The organism is Paenibacillus sp. FSL R7-0297 (assembly GCF_038009025.1).
Classification (GTDB): Bacteria; Bacillota; Bacilli; order Paenibacillales; family Paenibacillaceae; genus Paenibacillus_AQ.
Map to the genome: position 1 here is coordinate 7,461,716 of NZ_JBBPAQ010000001.1, position 16,949 is coordinate 7,478,664.

General features: G+C 52.4%; 9 protein-coding genes. 2 read left to right on the forward strand and 7 right to left on the reverse strand.

Translation table 11 applies throughout. From position 1 onward, the window contains the following. Positions 1-294: 294 nt before the first annotated feature. The 3 genes from gltB to MKZ24_RS32410 all read right to left on the reverse strand — a co-directional run bounded on the left by gltB (position 295) and on the right by MKZ24_RS32410 (position 8,390). Positions 295-4,890, reverse strand: a complete 4,596-nt coding sequence (gene gltB, locus MKZ24_RS32400; RefSeq protein ID WP_340790264.1) for a glutamate synthase large subunit — start codon at positions 4,888-4,890, stop codon at positions 295-297. Positions 4,891-5,264: 374 nt separating this feature from the next. Next, positions 5,265-7,619, reverse strand: a complete 2,355-nt coding sequence (locus MKZ24_RS32405; RefSeq protein WP_042232943.1) for a YhgE/Pip domain-containing protein — start codon at positions 7,617-7,619, stop codon at positions 5,265-5,267. A gap of 195 nt (positions 7,620-7,814) precedes the next feature. Beyond that, positions 7,815-8,390 carry a TetR/AcrR family transcriptional regulator gene (locus tag MKZ24_RS32410; protein WP_039302173.1) on the reverse strand — a complete coding sequence of 192 codons (576 nt, stop codon included), beginning with the start codon at positions 8,388-8,390 and terminating at the stop codon, positions 7,815-7,817. A gap of 296 nt (positions 8,391-8,686) precedes the next feature. On the opposite strand from MKZ24_RS32410, the gene MKZ24_RS32415 reads away from it, so the two are divergent. Continuing rightward, the gene (locus MKZ24_RS32415) at positions 8,687-9,883 is read left to right on the forward strand and encodes an MGDG synthase family glycosyltransferase (RefSeq protein WP_171720504.1); all 1,197 of its coding nucleotides are present in this window, start codon (positions 8,687-8,689) and stop codon (positions 9,881-9,883) included. Positions 9,884-10,036: 153 nt separating this feature from the next. On the opposite strand, the gene MKZ24_RS32420 is transcribed toward MKZ24_RS32415, so the two are convergent. Both MKZ24_RS32420 and thpR read right to left on the reverse strand, forming a co-directional pair. Next, positions 10,037-10,945: a cell wall hydrolase gene (locus tag MKZ24_RS32420; protein WP_042232939.1), complete on the reverse strand. Its 909-nt coding sequence runs from the start codon at positions 10,943-10,945 to the stop codon at positions 10,037-10,039. 76 nt (positions 10,946-11,021) lie between these two features. Then, positions 11,022-11,633 (reverse strand): RNA 2',3'-cyclic phosphodiesterase, encoded by a 612-nt coding sequence (gene thpR / locus MKZ24_RS32425; RefSeq protein ID WP_340789944.1) that lies wholly within the window; start codon positions 11,631-11,633, stop codon positions 11,022-11,024. Positions 11,634-11,724: 91 nt separating this feature from the next. Here thpR and MKZ24_RS32430 point away from each other — a divergent pair, with 91 nt between their 5' ends. Then, positions 11,725-12,681, forward strand: a complete 957-nt coding sequence (locus tag MKZ24_RS32430; RefSeq protein ID WP_042232934.1) for a D-2-hydroxyacid dehydrogenase — start codon at positions 11,725-11,727, stop codon at positions 12,679-12,681. A 715-nt stretch (positions 12,682-13,396) separates the two neighbouring features. Here MKZ24_RS32430 and MKZ24_RS32435 read toward each other — a convergent pair. Together MKZ24_RS32435 and MKZ24_RS32440 are read right to left on the reverse strand one after the other, a co-directional pair. Beyond that, positions 13,397-15,181, reverse strand: coding sequence for a methyl-accepting chemotaxis protein (locus tag MKZ24_RS32435; protein WP_340789946.1), 1,785 nt, complete (start codon positions 15,179-15,181; stop codon positions 13,397-13,399). A 210-nt stretch (positions 15,182-15,391) separates the two neighbouring features. Then, the gene (locus MKZ24_RS32440) at positions 15,392-16,801 is read right to left on the reverse strand and encodes a deoxyguanosinetriphosphate triphosphohydrolase family protein (protein ID WP_042232929.1); all 1,410 of its coding nucleotides are present in this window, start codon (positions 16,799-16,801) and stop codon (positions 15,392-15,394) included. Between the last annotated feature and the right edge of the window lie 148 nt (positions 16,802-16,949).

Genomic DNA, 16,949 nt, shown 5'->3' on the forward strand with positions numbered 1-16,949 from the left:
AGTTCCAAACTTCCCCTCCGCTACTTTCACCTTAGTGTAAAACAAAAACCCATTTCATACATTTTTATATTCTACCACAACTTTCCTTTTTCCTGAAAACCGGAAAAATATGCAGTAATAGTAAAAGGGACAGTATCCCTTCGGTATACGAAGAGGATACTGTCCCTTTGGTCGTGAGACATAGTATGTTGAACTAGTCGGGTACGGATGCTCAATCATTAGCGATTAACAGCGGTGAATTGGGCTATCTATACGGACTGGCTGTTCATTATTAATTACTACTGCCACTTATAATTAGCCGCCGACACGGGCAAGCTCACGCATATTCGCCTCAAAAGCAGCCATCAGGGCAGCTTCGCCGGTCAGGCCATTCTGCTCCACCTTGCGGATCTGTTCCATCATCCGTTTGTAATCCTTCGGAATGACACGGGCAAACTTCGGCAGGGCCTGATCCCATGAATCGAGAATCGTTCTGCCCGCATTGCTGTCTGTAAGCTCGGTATGACGGGTAATCAGGCCATGCAGCTCAGCGATTTCATCCGCCTCCTCCACACGCTCCAGCAATACCATTTCCAGGTTACAGCGTTTGATGAACGTGCTGTCTGGATCATATACATAGGCGATACCGCCTGACATCCCTGCCGCAAAGTTGCGGCCCGTTTCACCCAGAACAACTACACGGCCGCCAGTCATGTATTCGCAGCCGTGGTCACCCACGCCTTCAACGACTACATTCGCCCCGGAGTTGCGGACTGCGAAGCGTTCACCGGCGATACCGCTGACATAAGCTTCGCCGCCAGTTGCTCCATACAGCGCCGTATTTCCGATGATGATATTATCTTCTGCCGCAAAGGTTGCCTTGCGGGACGGTCTGATAATCAGCTTGCCCCCGGACAGCCCTTTGCCGACATAGTCATTGGAGTCGCCTTCGACCGTAATCGTGATGCCCTTCGGTACGAATGCGCCCAGACTTTGTCCGGCCGAGCCTGTGAAATACAGCTTGATGGTGTCATCCGGCAGACCTGCTGCGCCATATTTGCGCGTCAGCTCGCTGCCCAGAATCGTACCCACTGCACGGTTGACGTTCGTGATCGGCAGAGATGCTTCAACTGCTGTGCCGGATTCCAGTGCAGGAGCGGCAATATCGAGCAGGTGAGTCATATCCAGCGTTTCTTCCAGGCCATGATTCTGGTGTTTGCTGCGGAAGCGTGTGCTTCCTTCCGGCATAGCCGGTGTGTGCAGCAGGCTGCTCAGATCAACGCCCTGCTTCTTCCAGTGGGTCGAAGCCTGAACCGCATCCAGGCAATCCGTGCGGCCGACCATTTCCTCAATGGTACGGAAGCCAAGCTCTGCCATAATCTCACGCAGATCCTGTGCTACAAAGGTCATGAAGTTAACGACATGCTGCGGATCTCCCATGAAGTTCTTGCGCAGCTCCGGATTCTGCGTAGCAACGCCGACCGGGCAGGTATCCATCTGACACACACGCATCATGATACAGCCTACAGCTACCAGCGGTGCAGTAGCGAAGCCGTATTCTTCGGCGCCAAGCAGAACAGCTACTGCCAGATCACGCCCGCTGAGCATCTTGCCGTCTGTTTCCAGCACAACACGGTCGCGCAGATTGTTCAGCATCAGTGTCTGGTGCGTCTCAGCCAGACCCAGCTCCCAAGGAAGTCCGGCATGACGGATGGAGTTCATCGGTGAAGCACCGGTGCCGCCGTCATAACCGCTGATCAGGATAATATCGGCACGGCCTTTGGCCACACCGGCGGCAATGGTACCTACGCCGACTTCGGATACAAGCTTAACGTTAATATTGGCACGAGGATTGGCATTCTTCAGATCATAGATCAGCTCCGCCAAATCCTCAATCGAGTAAATATCATGATGTGGCGGCGGTGAGATCAGACCTACACCTGCTGTAGAGCCGCGGACTTCGGCAACCCAAGGATATACCTTGCGGCCTGGAAGCTGTCCGCCTTCACCCGGCTTGGCGCCTTGTGCCATCTTGATCTGGATCTCGTCGGCATTCACCAGATAGTTCGAGGTTACGCCGAACCGTCCCGATGCCACCTGCTTGATCGCACTGCGGCGGGAATCGCCGTTAGCGTCCGGAATGAAGCGAGCCGGATCTTCCCCGCCTTCACCGGTATTGCTCTTGCCGCCGATACGGTTCATGGCAATGGCCAGTGTCTCATGGGCTTCCTTGCTGATCGAGCCGAAGGACATGGCGCCGGTCTTGAAGCGTTTCATGATCGATTCCGCCGGTTCTACCTCGTCCAGCGGCACAGGTCCATTAGCCGGTTTGAACTGCAGCATCGAGCGTAGCGTCTGGTGTTTCTCGCTTTCGCCCTGAACAAGTGCCGCATATTTCTTGTACATCTCGTAATCTCCGCTGCGTACGGAATGCTGCAGCAGATGAATCGTCTGCGGGTTGAACAGATGCTCTTCCCCGTCACTCCGCCACTGGTATTCACCGCCGGAATCCAGCACCTTGTCATTACCGTCTTTGTCGGTGAAGGCGCGGTTATGGCTGGCAAGTGCTTCTAGAGCCACTTCCTCCAGGCCAATTCCCCCGATACGGGATGGTGTCCAGGTGAAGTAGCGGTCTACGAACTCCGAGTTCAGGCCTACAGCTTCAAAAATCTGTGCGCCGCGGTAGGATTGAATCGTGGAGATACCCATTTTGGACAGAATTTTGACAACACTCTTCGTAGCTGCCTTGATATAGTTCTTCACAGCCTTCTCATGCGAGATTCCGCGGAGCAGGCCTTGGCCGATCATATCATCCAGACTCTCGAAGGCCAGATAAGGGTTGACCGCACTGACACCATAACCAAGCAGAAGCGCATAATGATGAACTTCACGCGGTTCACCGGATTCCAGCAGGATACTGACCTTGGTCCGTGTTCCCGAGCGGATCAGATGGTGATGCAGGCTGGAGACAGCCAGCAGCGCCGGGATTGCAGCATTGTCGCGGTCTACCCCGCGGTCGGACAGAATAAGAATATTATGTCCTTTGGCCATAACGCGGTCTGCCGCCTCATTCATACGCTCCAGAGCGATACGCAGCCCTTCCGCCCCCAGCTCTGCCGGGAAGAGAATCGGAATGGACATCGATTTGAAGCCGGCACGGCGTACATGACGCAGCTTGGCGAAATCCTCGTTCGAGAGAATCGGAGAATCCAGCGAGATCTGACGACAGCTCTCCGGTTCTGCTTTGAGCAGATTGCGTTCAGGCCCGATCGTTGTTGCCGTGGACGTTACCAGTTCTTCACGGATCGCATCAATCGGCGGGTTGGTTACCTGGGCAAACATTTGTTTGAAGTAGTTGTAGAGCCGCTGCGGACGGTCAGACAATACCGCCAGTGGTGAATCATAACCCATGGACCCGACAGCCTCGGCACCTGTGGAAGCCATAGGCTCCAGCACCTTGCGCAGATCTTCAAAGGTATAACCGAACGACTGCTGAAGCTGCTGCACATTATCATGCTTCGGATTCGGCAGCTCCGGTGCCTCCGGAAGCTCATCCAGGCTGATCAGGTGCTCATCCAGCCAATCCTGATAAGGCTGCTCTGCAGCGATTTCAGCCTTGACCTCTTCATCAGAGATAATCCGTCCCTGCTTCGTATCCACGAGCAGCATACGGCCCGGTCTAAGGCGGTCTTTGTATAGTACATCCTCTGCCGGGATATCTAGGACTCCCGCTTCGGAGGACAGAATGATCAGATCATCTTTGGTGACATAATAACGCGCAGGACGAAGACCGTTACGGTCGAGGATCGCCCCGATTTGCACGCCGTCGGTGAAGCCCATAGCGGCAGGCCCGTCCCATGGCTCCATCAGGGTGCTGTGAAATTCATAGAAGGCTTTCTTCTTCTCATCCATGCTGTCATGATTGCTCCAAGGCTCAGGAACCATCATCATCGCAACATGCGGCAGGGAGCGTCCGCTCAGGTACAGGAACTCGAACGTATTATCGAACATCGCAGTATCGGAGCCGTCGGGGTTAACCACCGGCTTGATCTTGCCCAGATCCTCTCCGAACACTTCGCTCTTGAACAGTGACTGGCGGGCATGCATCCAGTTCACATTGCCGCGAAGGGTGTTGATTTCGCCATTGTGAATCATGAAGCGGTAAGGGTGGGCACGTTCCCAGCTTGGGAAGGTATTGGTACTGAACCGGGAGTGGACAAGCGCAATCGCCGACTCCAGCTTCTCATCCTGCAGATCCAGGTAGAACTGTCCTACCTGTACAGTAGTCAGCATGCCCTTGTATACGATCTTCTTGCAGGATAAACTCGGTACGTAGAAGGATTCACCCTCTTCTGCTCCGCCGTAGCGGATCGACAGCTCCGCACGTTTGCGGATCACGTACAGCTTGCGTTCAAAAGAAAGATCATCCTTAATTCCTTCAGAGCGGCCGATAAATACCTGCCGCACATAAGGCTTGGCAGCCTTGGCCGTCTTGCCGAGCATTTCGTCAAAGGTAGGCACATCGCGGTAGCCGAGCACCTGCTGGCCCTCTTCAGCGATAATCTCGCTCAGGAGCGCCTCATGGCGGGCCCGGATCTCCTCGTTATGAGACAGAAAGATCATGCCCACGCCGTAATGGCCCTGTTCCGGCAGCTCAAAGCCAAGCTTCGCTGCTTCGCCGGCAAAGAAACGGTGCGGAATCTGCAGCATAATGCCGGCTCCGTCACCAGAGTTCGGCTCGCTTCCCTGGCCTCCCCGATGCTCCATATTAAAGAGCATAGTCAGAGCATTGCTAACAATATCATGGGACGGTTTGCCTTTAATATGGGCAACAAATCCCATGCCGCAAGCGTCTTTTTCGAACTGAGGATCATAAAGGCCCTGTTTGCCGGGCAGTTCAGTGTGTCTCATCATACGCAACCTTTCTATTATAAAGTAGACGGAATTCCAGGAAAATTTTTCAGAGGAAAATCTTAATAATTATTCAAGCCAGATTGGTTATATTATTTTATCATCGACCTGACATGAGTGCAATTTAAACTTTTTTATGAGCTTGATTAACAAATGCTTTTGCAGCGCAGCTTTAGCGGATAAAAGCGTAAAAAATCTTCTCAGTGCATAATTATGCATAAAAGACGAATAAGTTCTTATGCATTGAAAGCGTTTCATTTATTTTCCTGCCATAGGTATGGTACTTTTTTTACCCATTTAGTTTTCTGTATAAGCCAAAAACGCCCCCTCGGGGGCGTTTTTGTGTCCTCATATTTACAAGGAAAATTGTTCCATTATACAGTCAAAACTTGTTCACTTTTCAGCAGAGCCTCATTACCGCGGTCACGGGTCATGAAGTAGGTGAAGGTAAGGGCCAGGAATACTATGCCGTAAGCGGCCAGCAGTCCGGCATCATTCCACATCGAGCTGAAGTCGCCAGTAGAGATGACTGCCTTGAAGCCTTTGACACTGTAAGTCATCGGCAGCAGCGGATTGAATATCTTCATCCAGTTCGGAATCAGCTCCAGCGGGAATGTACCCGCACTCGTAGTCAATTGGAAGATCAGAATCAGGATGACTACGAAACGGCCCGGCTGGTCAAGCCAGGTTACGATCGCCTGGATCATCCACATGAAGGCAAGGCTGGTAATGAAGGAGAAGGCGTAGAACAAGCCTACACTCTGCACTTCAAGGCCCAGGCCGTACAGAACAATCAGGATGGCGAGCAGCGCCTGGAGCAAGCTCATCATGGAGAACGTAAGGGTACGGCTCATGAACCGGTTGAACCGGCTGGCTCCGATTACTTCAGATTCTCGCATCGGAATAACAATCGTACAGATCAGTGCGCCTACGAACAAACCGAGCGACAGGAAGTAAGGGGCGAACCCTGTTCCATAGTTCGGTACCTTACTGACTTTCACTTCTTCAATCTGTACCGGCTGGGCAAACATGGATACCAGCGCATCGCTCTTGTTCACAGCATTAGTCTGCGTTGCGGCATCGACCAGCTTGCTGGCCAGCTCACCGGAGCCTGCTTTCAGCTCATCCAGACCGTCCTTGAGCTGACCTGCTCCGTCACTCAGCTGCTTCGAGCCGTCAGCTACAGAGCTGAGGCCGCTGCCAAGCTGTCCTGCGCCGCTCAGCAGCTTCGCCGTTCCGGCTTCAAGCGCTTTGCCGCCGTCTGCCAGCTTCACTCCGCCTGCGGCCGCTTCGTCCAGCTTCGCGCCGAACTGCTGCATGCCTGCCGACAGCTTAGCGCCGCCTGCCGCAAGTGTGCCCGCGCCAGCCGACAGCTGCTGCTGTCCTTCCAGCAGTTGTGCGCTGCCGGCGTTCAGCTGCTGCGCTCCGGCATGCAGCTGCGTTACACCTGCATCAAGCTGCTGGGAACCGCTGTGCAGCTGATTCGCTCCCTGCACCAGCTGCTCCTGGCCGCTGTGCAGTGCCGTTGCTCCTGCCAGCAGCTGCTCCTGGCTCTGATCCAGCTGTGCAGTGCCAGTGGCCACTGCTGTACTTGCCGCCAGCAGCTTCTGCACATCCGGGCTTGCCGCAAGCTGCGGATTTGACTTCGCCAGTGCCTGCAGACCGTCTGCTACCGCTTTGGCTCCGGCTGCCGCTTTCGCGCTGCCTTCCTTCGAAGCCGTAAGACCGGCTTCGAGCTTCGCGCTGCCTTCTGCGGAAGAGGTCAGGCCCGCTTCCAGCTTCGCGCTGCCTTCCACCACCGACTTCGTGCCAGCCTGCAGCTTGGCAGTTCCGTCTACAGCCGACTGTGTGCCGTCTTTAAGCGAAGCCGCTCCGGCTGCAGTCTTCTGCAGCCCTGCGTCAAGCTGCTTGCTGCCGGCTGCCGACTGGGTCACACCATCCTGCAGCTGCTTATGGGCTGCGGACAACTGCTGAAGCCCTCCGGCCAGCGTGCTGCTGCCGGCTTCCAGAGCTGCTGCTCCGGTATTCAGATCCGTCACACCCTGGGTAAGCGGCGCTACGCCACTCAGCAGCTTGCCGGTGCCTTCAGTCAGGACAAGCAGATTGTCCTTCAGCTTAAGCGCTCCGTCATCCAGCTTGGTGGCACCGTCAGCAAGCTTGGTGGCGCCGTCCCCGGCTTCGCCAAGGCCGCTGGCGATATCCGTGATTTTATCAAATACAGATTCGGTATACGCTTCTGTAATCTTGGCGGACACTTTATTCTTGATATCCTTCACTGCCGTGCCGCCGATCTGGCCAGCCAGGAAGTTGTAGCCTTCATTAGGCTCGTAGATGATTTTGGCCGGCTGCGGATCCGCATCCAGCAGGGTAGTAGCTTTGGCCGAGAAGTCTTCCGGAACAATAATCGCCATATAATAGGTGTTGTCCGCAAGTCCGGCTTCTGCTGCTTCACGGCTGACGAAATTCCACTTGAACCCGTCCGTCTTCTTCAGCTCCGCCACCAGGTCTGATCCGGCGCTCAGCTTGGAGCCCTCATAATCAGCGCCTTTATCTTCATTGACGACAGCCACCGGAAGCTCGTTCATTTTGCCGTAAGGATCCCAGAATGCTTTCAGGAATAATCCGCTGTACAGTACAGGAATGAACAGAATGGCAAACATGGAAATACGCATCTTGGGATTCTTAAAAACCGCGCCAAGATCCTTGATAAACACGGATAAAAATTTCATTCTGGTTCTCTCCTTCTAATCATATGCTCTCTTTAAAATGCTATAAATTCCTCTGAAATGATATTTTCGTGAATGTTACAGTAACACCGATTGACCATTTTCCCCACTCAGTCAGTCAAGAGCAAAAAAAATTGCCTGTTCACATCAGGGAAAGCGCAGGTTCGCAGGGCGCCGTCCCTATACCGGACTTAAATTCTACTGTGACAGGCCTTCTGCCAAAAATAAATGAAAGTAGCATTTAATCTGCTCTTTGGTCAAAGGCACATGCACCTTGCTCAGTTCAGCAGTAAGTACGATATAAAGCCTGAACATTACTACCGAGACAATCTGGGGATCGCAGGGTTTGATCTCCCCTTGACGGATTGCCTGTTCCACCTCCCGTTCCAAATATTCAAGTACGACACTCTCGATCTTGTCGAGCCCATCACCGGCCTGCGGCGTTCCGAAATCACGACTTTCCTGGGACAGCTTGATGAATAGCTCATGTTCGCTCCGAAATTCCAGCAGGGCGTCCAGCACGCGGTGCAGATTATCAAAAAACGGCTTGTCGCGTTTAATCTCCCGCTCGGCGATTCTTTTCATCTCAATAATGACATCTCGCAGAATCTCGTCAAATAATTGTTCCTTGTTCGTAAAAAAGGTATAAATCGTCCCTTTGCCGACATTGGCAATCTTGGCGACCTGATCCATTGTAGTTGCCTTATAGCCGAATAATGAAAAAGATTTCGTCGCCGCTTGAAGCACCTGCTGCCTTCGATCTACCACAGCCACCCGTGCACTCCCTTTCGTCAGGAAATATCATTGCGTCCGCGTTCTGACCAATTTACTAATCCGGTCACTCGGTCAAGACCAACTTTATCACGATGCTCCTGCCAATGCAATACTTATGCCCAACTTTTTTTATTTTATTGCAGTGTTTTAACTTTCTATTTACGTCTTATTTGTATAATGTGAGAAAAGAAGCAAAAACCCTAGTATAATATAATAGAACATGTACATGGGATCTCGAATGAACCGATGAAGAGAACTCGTAATTCTACCCATGATGGAAAGTAGCAGGTGAACTTATGCGAAAGAAAAGAGTACTGCTGTTTTCGGAAGGCTTCGGCACGGGCCATACAGGGGCAGCCTATGCTCTGGCCGAAGGAATAAGACTGCTGAGTCCGGATGTGCAGTGCCGGGTCATTGAGCTTGGAAAATTCCTCAATCCTACGGTCGCACCATGGATTCTTTCCGCTTACCGCAAAACAGTCAGCAGCCAGCCTAAGCTGGTCGGCATGATGTATAAGACCCAATATCATAAATCACTGAACCGGTTGACTAAGCTGGCTCTTCACCGGATTTTTTATACACATGCCTCACAGGTCATAGAGCAGCTTAAACCCGATTTGATTATTTGCACTCATCCGATTCCGGCCGCAGTCATCTCCAGATTGAAGCAGCAGGGGCTGGATGTCCCGCTCTACACGCTGATTACAGATTATGATGCGCACGGCAGCTGGGTGAACGCCGAAGCCAACCGTTATCTCGTCTCTACTTCACGCGTCAAATCGATTCTTACCGGACGGGGCGTATCTCCTGAGCTGGTGACGGTTACCGGTATCCCGGTGCATCCGAAGTTCTGGGAGCGCCATAGCAAGACTCAGCTCCGCAAGGAGCTGGGGCTCGCCGACATTCCTACCGTGCTCATTATGGGCGGCGGCTGGGGCCTGATGTTCGGGAAGGATATCATGAATTCGCTCACGGCCCGGATGGATGAGATCCAGCTTATATTCTGTATGGGCAGCAATGACAAGCTGGTAGCCAAAATGAAAGCCAACCCGCTGCTGGACCATCCCAATGTAAAGATCCTCGGCTACAGCAGCGAGATCAACAAATTAATGGATGCTTCCGATCTGCTGATTACGAAGCCGGGCGGAATGACCTGTACTGAAGGTCAGGCCAAAGGCATTCCGATGCTGTTCTACAGCGCCATCCCGGGGCAGGAAGAGAAGAACAGCCAGTATTTTGTAGAGCTGGGGCTGGCCGAAGTGCTGGATTCGGAAGTGGTGAACAAATGGTTCTCCATGCTGCTGCATGAATATGCCGGACTTGAATTACAGCGGAAACGCCGGACTTCCCCGGAACGCCAGCAGCCTCAGCATTGTGCAGCTACTGTGCTCCAGCTGCTGGGCAAGCCCGCCAGCCAGGCTGTTGCCGAATCCGAGTCGTGGAGCTCCCCCTCACAGGTGCGCAATGAAGAGGCCGTCTATGTCACCCCGTAAACGGCCCCCAGGTGAACAACAACATAAAGAACCTCCAGCCACTGGTAAGCGTGGATTTGGAGGTTCTTTTGCATTACATTAAGATGAGAATGCAGCGGAAACCTTCTCCGCGCGCAGCCAGCGTGAATTCGGATGGCAAGACTGTAACAATGATTATTTGTAGAAGGTATGATTGCCGATGGTCTTAAGGAGTGTACGTGAATGATGCACAGTAAGATCCTGCGCGAGTGTCAGCGATAAGAAGAAGTACGTGTCATCCGTAACTTCCTTAACTCCCATAAGTGCAGCATTAACAGCCTTGATACTGTCTGCGTTAGGTTTCACACGCTTTAGACGGCCGTTGGCGACAGGACTGAATTGGCTTTTCTGATAGATTACATCATGAATGGTGTCGGGAAAATTGGCTGACCGCAGCCGGTTCAGAACAACGTTGGCAACTGCCACCTTGCCCTGGTACGGTTCGCCTTCTGCTTCTGCCATAACGATTTTTCGCAGCAGTAGCAGGTCTTCTTCGGATACGGCGTAGCTCCAGGTGGCTTCAGCTTGCTGCTCCTGGCTTAGTAGCTTAGTCCGAGAGAAGAACAATGTTGCGGGGGGATGTTGCTGAGTTGCCGCTTTGACTTTATTTACGCTCGTTGTCCCCTTGGCCGCTTTCTTCAGCGCTTGCGCCGCTGACGGCGTTGCTTTCACCACAGTTACCTTAGCTTTAGGCTTAGGCTGAACGGCGCCCGTCTTCGCAGCCTCTTGACGCTGCAGCTTCTCGGGGCTTAACCATCCGGCGCTTACCATGCGGGCCCAGGTGTGGACCGGTTCGGCAGCTGTGGTGTAAAGCATGGGAATCATTGTGCTGGATGAAGGGCTTGTCCTATATACAACGGATGCAGCTTTCGGAACACTGGGCTCCAGAGACTCATGGCCGGCAGACTTCAATTTACCCATTTCTATTGCATTCTCCCCGGTAGCAGCAGATCCTTCGGGGTTCATCAAACTTATCGCTGAGAAAGACACTAGAATTACACTAACCAGCAGCGCAATACAGCGGCTCTGTTTAAATATTAACATTATTTACCTCCTATTTTACGGCACACTCCTATTGTATGTAACCGAAAATGGAAGCTTTGAAAACTTTCTTGTCGATTTATGTTGAGAAAAATGTAAATTTTTCGGTCATTTCATACATAGGAATGGCATGCATCCTGGTAGCATACACCACAAAAGCATCCACCGTCCAGCCTAAGTCTGGAAGTAAATTGCCTGCGGGACGTCCCTTTGCCCGTAAATTTTCCAGCCGTTCCAGCGTAAACGGCTGCTCCTCACGGTATTTGCGGGCCACTGTCAAATGGGGATTATACGTTCGCGTTTCTGCTGTGAACCCTAGCGGAAGTGTCGCGGATACCACCCTTTTCTGCAGCTCCCTGAGCGGCTCGAGCTCTCCGGAAACCCCCGTCCAGAGCACTCTTGGCGAGTCCGGGAGGCCGAATGTCCCCCATTCTCCGAGCTTCAGCTGAAAGCCTTTGCTTGACGAGGAAACTTCCCGGAGCGCCTCGAACAGGGCCGGGATATCCTCCTTCGGAGTGTCGCCAAGAAATTGCAGCGTAATATGGAAATCTTCAAAATGTGTCCATCTGGCAAATTTAAGTCCGGAAGACACGCGGGCAGACTCATTTTTAAGATAATAGCGCAGTGCTTCCGGCAAAGGTATCGCGATAAACAGACGCTCAAATTCTTGCTCCGGCTCCTTATGTTCCATTCTAATTTCACCTTTCCAGGCAGATTTGTTATGCTTATTCTATACTTATCGTCCATTTCTCTACTGAAATGTAGAATAGGAGGGAACCAACATGACAAAATCCATCGTTTGTATGCAGCATCTATCAGCCGGGCAGCAGGAGCTGATCCGCGCCGCTGCACCAGATTATACTCTTACCCTCGGAGATTCCAGGAATCCGGACCTTGAGCTGCTCTCCGGTGCGGAAATTATCATCGGCTGGGGAAAGGGCATCAGAGATACCCTTCTGCGCCAGGGTTCACCGCTGCGCTGGGTCCAGGCCTGGTCTGCCGGTGTGGAGAAACTTCCGCTCGAAGCCATGCATGAACGCGGGATTCTGCTGACGAATGCCAGCGGTGTTCATGCCGAACCGATTACTGCCGTTATCTTCAGCTTCATGCTGATGTTCACCCGGAACATGCATACCGCTATCCGCAACCAGCAGGAACGCCGCTGGCATTCGGATGGACAAGAGAGTGAATTGACCGGCAAGACGGCAGTGATTGCCGGAACCGGCTCCATCGGCAGTGAAACCGCCAGAATTGCCAAGGCTTTCCGTATGAAGACGATCGGTGTGAGCCGTTCCGGCCGGCCGGTTGACGGCTTCGATGAGGTCTTCACGACCGGACAGCTGAAGGCTTCCCTGAGTGACGCCGACTTTATTATCAACACTTTGCCGATCACCGACGAGACGCAAGGACTATTCGATGCAGACATCTTCTCCGCTGCCAAGCAGGGGGCTTATTACATTAATATTGGCCGCGGAGCGACTACCAATACGGACGATCTAATCTCTGCGCTGCACAGCGGACAGCTTGCCGGTGCCGGACTCGATGTCTTCGAGAAAGAGCCGCTGCCGGAGGATCACCCTCTGTGGGGAATGGAGCAGGTCATTATGACCCCTCACTGTGCCGGAGTAACCGACCGTTACGCGGACCGGGTAGTGGATATTTTCGTTGAGAACATGAAGGCCTATCTGGAGTCCGGAACGCCTTCACTCAATCTGGTCGACTACAGCCGCCAATATTAAACCTCTGCCGCCTGAGCTGGCGAGCTGGCTGCGGGGTTGCTGGATTTCAACTATCAGGATTTCAACGATATGATTTGAACTTGAATATCAACTATTCCGTAGAGCCCTGCGCCAGCAAGGCTCCTGCACTTACAAGTCTATGGAGAATAATTAGCTGTGCGGAGTGAATTGCAGTTACGTTAATTGTACTTCCTGCAGTTTTTTTCTGGAATATGCGGATTTTAACTGCAGAGGATGCAATTAAAGTCCTGGCAGCGCAATAATGGATTAGTTTAGTTGCACAATACATTTAGTTAGCATTTAGGCGGGGCGGGTCTCGTCATCGATTAGCCAGGAGTTCGAGCCTGCAGTTCGAACTAGGAGCCGGGGCCATCCGAAAAATCACCTATTCAAGCTGAAAAGCAATATAGCTTTGCTCCCAATGCTTTATCCCCAAGACAAAAAAACAGCCTCTGCAAAAACTAAGCAGAGGCTGTTTTTTTATTCCCATCTCACTATATAAGAAGAATTAAGAGTGCAACAAAAAGAGCAAAGGATCGGAGGGGGATTTTGGAACTGTAGGAGCGCTAGCGTCCGCCTTTAGGGTTGGATTTCTACTGCGAACAGCAGTTTAAATCAGGAAATCCAAACCTAACAGCGGCCGGAAGTCCAAATATTCACCGTAGTGACGCGCGTGCTTTAAGTGAATATCTTTAATTCAGCCTATATAGCCCCCTCACACTTGAAACCGAGTAACAGACTCCTTAAGCTCAGTAAGCAGCAGCTTCAGATGTTCGATACCGTTGGCCACTTCCGTAGTCGCGCTAAGCTGCTCGTGGGCCGAAGCTGAAGTCTCTTCTACACCGGCCGCAGATTGCTGGGCGAGTGCCGAGATATGCTGGCTGAACTCGTTCATGGTTTCACTGGCTCCGGTCATCTGTTCCAGATCCTTGGCCATTCCTTCCACCGTGAGCGCCATTACCCCCACCGAGCCGTTGATATCGGCCAAGGCTTCGCCTGTCTCGACAATCTGCCGGCTGCCCTCTTCTGTCTTCGCCACGCCGCCGCGCAATTGTTCAACCATCGCTCTGGAGTCATGCTGGATTCCCTGTGTAATTCCGGTAATCTCCGCTACGGTCCGCTGCACATCCTCCGACAGCTTGCGCACCTCCTGTGCTACTACCGCGAAGCCCCGGCCGCTGTCACCGGCTCTCGCCGCCTCAATGGCCGCATTGATCGCCAGCAGATGCGTCTGCTCGGAGATGCTGCGGATGGAGCCCACAAGCCGGAAGATCCCCTCGTTCTTCCGGTTCAGCTCCTCCACCGTGTCCATAGACTGCGACACAGCGTCCGCAATCTGGTTCATTTGTGCCACCGAGCTCTCCATGAGCGCTTTGCCTTTTTCACCCTTCTGCCGCACCTGCTCCGAATGAAGCGAGAGGTCAGTTCCCCTGCCGGCAAAATTCTCAATTATAGCATTTAATTCCTCTACCGCCTTAGAAGCATCAACCGCTGCTTCGGCCTGGCTTCCGGAGGCTTTGGCCAGCTCTTCCATGGTCAAGGCAATCTGGCTGCTGCCCTCCTTGGTATCGGAAATCGTATGCATCAGCTCATCGCCCTGTTCCGAAATCACCTCGGAGACATTCCTGATCCGGTTGACCATTTCCAGCAAGGTACGGTTAGTTTCGTTAACGGTCTTGGCAAGCTGGCCGATTTCATCCATATTGCCGATCAGGGTATCCTCTGCAGTCAGATCACCGCCGGAGATCCGCTGCAGGTGTACGGTTACCTTTTTGAGCGGATTGATCATGGTCTTACGGATCACCATGTTAATCATTCCGATGACTACCAGGACAATCAGCACAGTTGCAATACTCAACGTAAGGGAGGTGCGGAAAATCTTCTCGGAAACCTTGCCCTCACTCGCTGCTTCATCCTGAGTGTGTGCAACAAGCGCGCCCAGATCAATCTGCATCGAATTAAACGCCTCAACCCCCTTGTGGGATACCTCCAGTGCTAATTCCTCGTCATTCGAGCTGCTCAGCAGGATTGCCTGATTGTTGACGGTCAGGAACTCTCCCCACTTCCCGACGAGCGACTGTAATTGCCCCAGCTCCTGCTCTCCGCGCAAGGTGAGCTTGTACTCCTTCAATGTATCTGACACTTCGCGGATGAATTTGGCCCGTTCTTCCGCCAGTGTGCTTTTCTCTGCGCTATCCGTACTCAGAATATGCTGCATGCTGATAGACATAACATGCTCTGTCAGGTAATTTACATTGTGGATTTTATCCAGTGCGGGAATGCTCTGATTAATAATATCGCCTGTGTTCTTCTGCATACCGTTCATTTGATAGAGCGAGACCCCGCCGGTAACCAGAACCAGTACTGCCAAAACCGCATAACCGGAGGCAATCTTGAATCCAATACTTTTACTGCCTTTAGCTACAGCGGTCTGGCGCACCTTTCTTGTTCGGCTCGCCCATTGTTTAACTGCACTTTTCAGTTGTTGACCCTTGCCCATATACGCGCGCCTCCTCAAGCTTTTTCCGAAAACATGACTGGAATTCCATTCACTTACATTCCATTTTCATAAAAGAACAAAAAAAAAATAGGTTGCTAGTACTATTTCGGCAAAATACCTAAAAAATTTTATATGTATATCCACATCATATAAAAAACAGTACCCGCCAGCCAAACCGGCTGACAGGTACTATAGACGCAGCAGTATGCCCTAATCCAGATCGTAAATCGAGCCTACCTTCAGCCCGTACAGCTCATTGTAGATTTTCTCGGCAAACGCATCGGTCATTCCGGCGATATAATCAATCACCATATGCTCCCAGGTCCAGATGGGCCTGCCCGACTTCTGATCCTTCTCATACCGCTGCAGCCAGTCGGTCGGAATAATACTCCGCGAGGTCTCGGGATCAAGGAAGGCCTCCCACAGCCGCCGGAGAATCCATTCACTGCGTTTCTGCAGGCGCTGCACACGCAAATCGCGGATCATCGTTACCCAGGCGAAGCTTTTGAGCACACTGACCGTCCGCAGCATATCCTCATCCTCCTGGCCTTCCTTGATGAAGGTAACCTTCTTCCAGTCCCCGTCCTCGATAACGCCGAGGCTGGCGACAAAAGTACTGACCCAATAAGCTTTCACTTCACGGCGCGTGCGGGAGTAGTCATTCTCACAGGTCGGCATTTTCTCCATCCATACCCGGAGAAATGAGCTAAGCACTTCCTCCACCTTGGCGCTGATCGCCTCCGCCTGCCAGCCTGACCAGAAGGCATCCTCCAGCGTGGTGATCTTCTCTACAATCAGCCGCTGGCTGTATTCGTCGTGCATGAAATGCTCGTGTACCTCTATCTTGCCGGCCTTAATGCCGTCTTCGAGGTCGTGGGCTGAATAGGCTATGTCATCGCATAAGTCCATAAGCTGTGCTTCCAGCGTCTTTTTGCCTGCCGGAACCCCCCACTGGGTACGGATCTCGTTGATGTACTCCCATTCATGCAGGTACATGCCCTTCTTCAGCACAGTACCGGGAAACGGATATTTGTTAATGCCCAGCAGCACTGCATCGGAGAGGTTCAGTCCATCGATATTCTCGCGTTTCTCCAGAAACATGATCAGGCGGAAATTATGGGCATTGCCTTCAAAATGTTCATATTTACGCTTCATGCTCTCATGGATCGTCTGCTTCTGAACCGGACCGGCCCCGGATTTCGCGGCTGCCTCTGCCGTCTTCTTGGCAATCAGCCCTTCGAGCAGACTGTCCAGCACCTCTTCCCCCTTGTGCCCGAACGGCGGATGGCCGAAATCATGCGCAATGGCCGCACATTCCACGACCTCCGGATCAATAACCAGACCTGGGTTCTCAGCGGCCCCCGTCTCTACCTCAGGGTAAGAACGCAGCAGACTCTTGGCCGCTTCACGGGCAATCTGCGCCACCTCCAGCGAGTGGGTCAGCCTTGTGCGGTAATAATCTCCGGTGCCTGCACCGAATACCTGTGATTTGCCTTGCAGCCGTCGAAAGGTCGGCGAATGGATCAGACGCGAATAATCGCGTTCATATGCGGCTCTGGACGTTTCCAGCCGGGTAATTTCCGGATATTGCCTATGCTCTCTTTTCTCAATTAGTGTCATCTCCGCTGCCCCTATTCCATTGATCTGTATTTAGTATCTCATTATAAGTCATTTACGGCAGAACTTTCACTCTAAAATGCGACCGAAAAAGTTTCTGGTTCAGATGATTACTTTCACCTTTATCATTAACCTTCCAGTTCTCTCTACA